Here is a 6,424-nt window from a genome sequence, read left to right as displayed (position 1 = left end):
ACGCGGATACGAGAGGGCCTCGACGACAACAGGGGGCGTCGCCGGACGGCGCGCCAGAGCTCAGACCAGGCGCGACTTCGGGGAGACGGAGTACGTGCCCTCCGGGTCGCTGTTGACGGTGTCGCCGAGGGCGGCGTCGATCGCGGCGAGCGTGTCGGCGTCGAGGGTCACGCCGGATGCCTTGACCGTCTCGGCGAGCTGCTCAGGACGAGATGCTCCGACCAGCGCCGCCGCGACGTTCTTGTTCTGCAGCACCCAGGCGATCGCGAGCTGCGGCATCGAGATACCGGCCTGCTCCGCGATCGGCTTCAGCTTCTGCACCGCGGTGAGGATCTCGTCGCGCAGGAAGCCCTTGATGAAGTCGGCACCCGAGTGCGGATCAGTCGCGCGTGAGCCGTCCGGCACTGGCTGCCCTGGCAGGTACTTGCCGCTGAGCACGCCCTGCGCCATGGGCGACCAGACGATCTGCGAGATTCCGAGCTCTTCGGATGCCGGAACGACCTTGCCCTCGATCACGCGGTGCAGCATCGAGTACTGCGGCTGGTTCGAGATGAGCTGCACGCCGAGCTGTTTGGCGAGAGCGTGGCCCTCGCGCAGCTGCTCGGCCGTCCACTCGCTGACGCCGATGTACAGCGCCTTGCCCTGCCGGACGACGTCGGCGAACGCCTGGAACGTCTCCTCCAGCGGCGTCTCGTAGTCGAAGCGGTGCGCCTGGTACAGGTCGACGTAGTCGGTGCCGAGGCGCGCGAGCGATCCGTTGATCGACTCGAGGATGTGCTTGCGGGAGAGCCCGGTGTCGTTCGGGCCCTTGGGGCCGGTCGGGAAGTAGACCTTCGTGAAGATCTCGAGCCCTTCGCGGCGCTGACCCTCGAGCGCCTTGCCGAGCACGACCTCCGCGGCGGTGTTCGCGTAGGTGTCCGCGGTGTCGAACGTCGTGATGCCGGCATCCAGTGCCGCGTGCACGGTCTTCACCGCGGCGTCGTCGCCGACCTGCGATGCGTGAGTGACCCAGTTGCCGTAGGTGATCTCAGAGACCTTGAGACCGCTGTTGCCGAGATAGCGATAGTTGACCATGTCTCAACGCTAGCGGCTGAATCATGCAGTGGGTCAGGATGCCGCAACACCTGTGCTCTCAGAGCCGCCTTGCGGCGGCTGCAGTTTGCGGAGCCAGTACTCGGTCTGCGCCACATGCGCTGCTGCCGCCGCCGATGCGGCGATCGGATCCTTGGCTGCCAGCCCGCGAAGGATCGCTCGATGCCCGGCGTCGGATTGGATCTTGAGCTGGGTCGCGTCATGTGGATCTTCGATTCGGAACTCCCGCGATCGCGACCGGAGAACGCCGACCAGACTCGTCAGGGCGGCGTTGCCGGCCACGGTCGCGATGGTCATGTGGAACTGGTGATCGAGTCGTGAGTGCTCGTCGAAATCCGCACTCGCCTCGATGCTGTCGAGGAGCACGTCCAACTCGGCGACGGTGGCCGCATCGACGCGCGCGGCAGCGAGCGCGGCAGAGTGCGATTCCAGTGCGCGACGCAGCTCGATCAACTCGAGCACGCCGTCCATCGGAAGCAACCCCACAGTCAACGACAGCACTGTGATGAGATCCGCAGCGTGCAGGTCGCTGACATAGCTTCCAGAACCGTGTCTGGTGTCCAGCACCCCCAGAGCCGCGAGCATGCGAATCGCCTCCCGCAAAGACCCTCGTGACACCCCGAGCTGTTCGCAGAGCTCACCCTCACTGGGGAGTCTGTCACCGGGTTTGAGCATGCCGTCCGCGATCAGGGCACGCAGCCCGTGCAAGGCGGTGTCCAGTGCTCCCATGCGGCGATCTCCTCGTCCTGCGGCGGTAAGCCGAGTCTGCCGCTCGCGAACCCTCACGGCCAAGTTGTATAACGACTTTGCCAAATATAAGCCCCAGGGGTTCCATTTCGTAGAAAATATGGCAATGTTGTGCAACAAGTTACCCACCTCAACGAAAACGAGGGCTTCATGCACGAGCTGTCGACTCCCCGCGCATCCGTTCAGCTGCGCACCGGGACGCTCGCACGCGACGCCTGGCCGCTCGACCCCGAGATCGTCCATCTCAACCACGGATCCTTCGGCGCCGTGCCAACGGAGGTCGTCCACCACCAGAACGCTCTCCGCGCTCAGGCCGACCTCAGCCCTGTCGGATGGTTCCCTCGAATCGCCGAGCGGGTAGCCGCGGCGCGTGAGCGGGTCGCACCCTTCGTCGGAGCCCGCGCTGAGCACACGGCATTCGTACCGAACGCCTCCGCAGCCGCGACCGTCGTCTACAACAGCCTCCGCCTCGAAGCGGGAGACGAGATCCTCACGACCGATCATGGATACGGGGCCGTCACGATGGGCGCCGCGCGCCTCGCCGATCGCTTCGGTGCTCGTGTGCGCACCGTGCACATCCCCCTGCTCGCCGAAGAGGACGAGGTCGTCGATCGCTTTCGCGCTGCTCTGAACGACAGCACTCGTCTCGTGATCGTCGATCAGATCACGTCCCCGACAGCCCGCCGCCTCCCGACTCTTCGCATCGCCGCACTCGCGCGCGAGCACGGCGTGCGAGTGCTCGTCGACGGGGCCCATGCCCCCGGGCTCGTCCCCGATGCAGCAATCGAGGGCGGCGGCGACTGGTGGTTCGGCAACATGCACAAATGGCCGTGCGCCCCGAGAGGTTCGGCTCTCCTCGTGACGCAGGACCGTGACCGCGAGCAACTCTGGCCCCTGATCGATTCCTGGGGCGCGTCGGAACCCTTCCCCGCGCGCTTCGACACGCAGGGAACCATCGACGCGACCGCGTACCTCAGCACGCCGACCGCGATCGATTTCATCGAGCGTGAGTACGGCTGGGAGAAGACGCGACGCACGATGCACGAGATGGCCGATGAAGGCGCCGAACGCATCGCTGCGGCTCTGCAGCCGTACGTTGAAGACGATGCCAGGGTGAGCCTGCCGTCGGCTGTACCGTCCATGCGTCTCATCCGCCTCCCCGACGGCCTCGGCAAGACCCGCGAAGAGGCCGATGATCTGCGAATGACGCTGTTCGACCGCGTCGGCGTCGAGACGGCGTTCACGAGCTTCGAGGGCCGCGGCTACTACCGGCTCTCCGTGCACCTCTACACCGAGGTGAGCGACTTCGAGGCGTTCATCGAACGCTGCGTCCCCGAGATCCTCCGCGCGGCCGAGGCCGCGGCATCCTGATCCGAATCCCCGAGAAGCACCACCACACACGAAAGAGGTACGTCATGAAGCGCACTCGTCTGACGACGATCGCCGGCGTGGGCACAGTCGCCCTGCTGGCTCTCACCGCATGCTCCGGCGGCGGCTCCGATTCCTCCGCCGAGGGCGGCGACGTCGAGCTGCAGATGGTCGAGAGCCTCACCAACCCCGCGCGCACCGAGCTGCTGCGCGGGCTGCTCGACGACTTCGAGGCGGAGAACCCCGGCGTCACGGTCAAGCTGGTCTCGCCGCCGACCGAGCAGGCCGACCAGACCATCCAGCAGATGCTGCAGTCCGGCTCCGGCGTCGACGTGCTCGAGGTGCGCGACATCACCGTCGGCCCGTTCTCGAACAACGGCTGGCTGTACGACATGACCGACGACCTCAAGAGCTGGGACGGCTGGGATGCCCTGACCGGCAACGCGAAGGCCGCCGCCGAGGGCGACGGCGAGAGCTACTTCGTCCCCTACGGCTTCTACGGCCTCTCGCTGTTCTACCGCACCGACCTCGTCGAGGAGGCCGGTTTCGACGGGCCGCCCACCAGCTGGGAGGAGCTCCTCGAACAGGCCTCCGCCATCCAGGACCCGGCGAACAACACCTACGGCTACGCGTTCCGCGGCGGACAGAACGGCAACACGAACGTCGTCGCCGCCATCGAGGCCTACCTCGTCGACGACCTCGATCCGAGCAACGCCTTCCTCCTCGAGGACGGCTCGACGATCTTCGCGGCACCCGAAGCGCAGGATGCCGTTGACACGTACTTCGACCTCTTCGAGCAGGGCTCGCCGCCCTCCGCGGTCTCGTGGGGCTATCCCGAGATGGTCGCCGGCTTCACGAACGGCTCGACCGCGTTCCTGCTGCAGGACCCAGAGGTCATCGCCACCGTGCAGGACTCGAACCTCACCGAGGATCAGTGGGACACGGCACCGCTGCTGACCGGCCCTGACGGCAAGGCGGCTCAGCCGCTCGCCGTCGCCGGCTGGGGTGTCGCCGAGGCCGGCGCGCACAAGGAGGAAGCGGTGAAGCTCGTCGAGTTCCTCTCCTCCGCCGAGCCCGCCACCGAGTTCGCGCAGGCGAACAGCCTCGTGCCGATCATCGCCGCCGCATCCGACGACGAGTTCTACTCGACGGGGCCGTGGACGAGCTACGTGACCATGACCGAGAACCCGGACACTTACGTCAACGTGCAGCAGCCGCGTGGCGTCAGCTGGTGGACCGAGTGGATCCAGAAGTCCGACCAGGACGTGCAGAACGTGCTGCTGGGCAACATGACCACGGCCGAGCTGCTCGAGTCGTGGGATGCGTACTGGGTCGAGAAGTACGCCTCCGAAGAGGGCTGATCATGACCTTGCTGACGCGTTCGGGGCGCTCCACCGGTGAATCCGGTGGGGCCGCCCCGGCGCGGCCGGGGAAGAAGGTCTTCCGCAGTCGCCATGCGTGGACGATCCTCGCCTTCCTCGCCCCCGCCATCCTCTTCGTCTGCTGGTTCACGTACTACCCGATGCTGCAGGGCATCCGCATGGCGTTCCACGACTGGAACCTGTGGGACCTCACCTCGACCCCGTTCGTCGGATTCGACAACTTCACCCGCATCTTCAGCGATCCGGTGTTCCCGCAGGTCGCATGGAACTCGGTGCTCTGGGTCGTCGGGTCGCTGGTGCCGCAGTTCGTGATCGGCTTCCTGATCGCTCTGGCCCTTCGCACCCGCTTCCGCTTCCGCGGCGTGTACCAGGCGCTCGTGTTCTTCCCGTGGGCCGTGTCCGGCTTCCTGATCGGGATGCTGTTCCGCTGGATGTTCAACGCGGAGTTCGGCGTCATCAACGATCTGCTCATGAAGACGGGGCTGATCGACGCTCCGCTGCCGTGGTTGGCCGATCCGAAACTCGCGATGATCGCCGTGATCGTGGCGAACATCTGGTACGGCGTGACCTTCTTCGCGATCATGATCCTCGCGGCTCTCCAGTCCGTGCCGGACGAGATGCTCGAGGCCGCGAGCCTCGACGGCGCGGGAAAGCTGCGTCAGCTGTTCTCGGTGATCATCCCGTACATCCGCATGACGCTGATGCTGACCGTGCTGCTGCGCGTGATCTGGATCTTCAACTTCCCCGACATCATCTGGGCGATGACCAGGGGCGGGCCGGCGAACCAGACCCACATCATCACCACCTGGATGATCAACTACACCCAGCAGGGCAACTACGGCATCGCCAGCGCGATCGGCCTGATCGTCGTCGGGTTCCTGTTCGTGTTCTGCGCCTTCTACCTGATGGCGATGAGGAGGGCGAACCGATGAGCGCCACCGCACAGATGGTCCTTCCGACCGGCACGCGACAGCGGCCGATCGGACGTGCCAAGAAGAAGGTCTCCGGTCTCGGCATCCTGCGCTTCGTCGGGCTCGCCGTCTGGCTGCTGATCACGCTGTTCCCGCTGTACTGGATCGCGCTGACCTCGTTCAAGGCCCCGGCCACGGTCAACGTGTACCCGATCGAGTACTGGCCGAGTCAGCCGTCGATGCAGAACTACGCCAACCTGTTCGAGACGAGCAGCTTCGGGGTGTTCCTGGCGAACTCCGCGATCGTGGCGCTGGTCGCCGGTGCCACGAGCACGTTCATCGCGCTGCTGAGCGCGTTCGTGATCGCGCGCTTCGAGTTCCGCAGCAAGGGCGCGGTGCTGATCGCGTTCCTGCTCACGCAGATGATCCCCGCGTTCATCGCGCTCGGTCCGCTGTACTCGATGATGGCCGACCTCGGACTCGTCGACAACAAGTTCGGACTGATCCTCGTCTACGTGGCGATCTGCATCCCGTTCTCCACCGTGATGCTGCGCGGGTTCTTCGAGAACGTCCCGGTGGCGCTCGAGGAGGCGGCGATGATCGACGGATGCTCGCGACTCGGTGCACTGTTCCGGGTGCTCGTACCGGTCATGACCCCCGGCATCATCGCGGCGTTCATCTTCAACTTCGTGAACTGCTGGAACGAGCTGTTCCTCTCGGTCGTGCTCATGCACTCCGAAGAGAATCGCACCGTCCCCGCCGCGCTGAACGGCTTCATCTCGACGTTCAACGTCGACTGGGGTTCGATGTCGGCGGCCGCCGTCGTCACGATCCTGCCGACGATGGTGCTGTTCGCCCTCGCGAGCAAGTGGATCGTGCAGGGCCTGACGGCCGGCGCCGTGAAGGAGTGAGTGTCGGGGGGGG

Annotated in this window: 6 protein-coding genes; 4 read left to right on the top strand and 2 right to left on the bottom strand. The window is 65.8% G+C overall.

All coding sequences use genetic code 11. From position 1 onward, the window contains the following. Positions 1-60 precede the first annotated feature (60 nt). Together ACNPNP_RS01905 and ACNPNP_RS01900 are read right to left on the bottom strand one after the other, a co-directional pair. Positions 61-1,074 (bottom strand): aldo/keto reductase family protein, encoded by a 1,014-nt coding sequence (locus ACNPNP_RS01905; RefSeq protein WP_448964375.1) that lies wholly within the window; start codon positions 1,072-1,074, stop codon positions 61-63. Positions 1,075-1,107: 33 nt separating this feature from the next. Continuing rightward, positions 1,108-1,995 (bottom strand): FadR/GntR family transcriptional regulator, encoded by an 888-nt coding sequence (locus tag ACNPNP_RS01900; RefSeq protein ID WP_448964374.1) that lies wholly within the window; start codon positions 1,993-1,995, stop codon positions 1,108-1,110. Between ACNPNP_RS01900 and ACNPNP_RS01895 the strand changes: the two genes are divergently transcribed. From ACNPNP_RS01895 to ACNPNP_RS01880, 4 genes are read left to right on the top strand one after another with little or no spacing between them, the layout of a single operon-like run. Further along, positions 1,990-3,210, top strand: coding sequence for an aminotransferase class V-fold PLP-dependent enzyme (locus ACNPNP_RS01895; RefSeq protein ID WP_448964373.1), 1,221 nt, complete (start codon positions 1,990-1,992; stop codon positions 3,208-3,210). The two genes, ACNPNP_RS01900 and ACNPNP_RS01895, sit on opposite strands and share 6 nt — an antisense overlap. A gap of 44 nt (positions 3,211-3,254) precedes the next feature. Continuing rightward, the gene (locus tag ACNPNP_RS01890; RefSeq protein ID WP_448964372.1) at positions 3,255-4,568 is read left to right on the top strand and encodes an ABC transporter substrate-binding protein; all 1,314 of its coding nucleotides are present in this window, start codon (positions 3,255-3,257) and stop codon (positions 4,566-4,568) included. A 2-nt stretch (positions 4,569-4,570) separates the two neighbouring features. Next, positions 4,571-5,521, top strand: coding sequence for a carbohydrate ABC transporter permease (locus ACNPNP_RS01885; protein ID WP_448964371.1), 951 nt, complete (start codon positions 4,571-4,573; stop codon positions 5,519-5,521). Further along, positions 5,518-6,411, top strand: coding sequence for a carbohydrate ABC transporter permease (locus ACNPNP_RS01880; protein WP_234001316.1), 894 nt, complete (start codon positions 5,518-5,520; stop codon positions 6,409-6,411). The genes ACNPNP_RS01885 and ACNPNP_RS01880 overlap by 4 nt, the downstream gene beginning before the upstream one ends. Positions 6,412-6,424: the final 13 nt, after the last annotated feature.

The sequence above is a fragment of the Microbacterium xerophyticum genome, assembly GCF_053543555.1.
This window is presented reverse-complemented; position numbering and strand designations above follow the sequence as displayed.

What these genes read in the sequence shown, in the direction of transcription:
- ACNPNP_RS01905 (WP_448964375.1), bottom strand. Translation starts at nt 1,074, where the DNA reads ATGGTCAACTATCGCTATCTCGGCAACAGCGGTCTCAAGGTCTCTGAG.
- ACNPNP_RS01895 (WP_448964373.1), top strand. Translation starts at nt 1,990, where the DNA reads ATGCACGAGCTGTCGACTCCCCGCGCATCCGTTCAGCTGCGCACCGGG.
- ACNPNP_RS01890 (WP_448964372.1), top strand. Translation starts at nt 3,255, where the DNA reads ATGAAGCGCACTCGTCTGACGACGATCGCCGGCGTGGGCACAGTCGCC.
- ACNPNP_RS01885 (WP_448964371.1), top strand. Translation starts at nt 4,571, where the DNA reads ATGACCTTGCTGACGCGTTCGGGGCGCTCCACCGGTGAATCCGGTGGG.
- ACNPNP_RS01880 (WP_234001316.1), top strand. Translation starts at nt 5,518, where the DNA reads ATGAGCGCCACCGCACAGATGGTCCTTCCGACCGGCACGCGACAGCGG.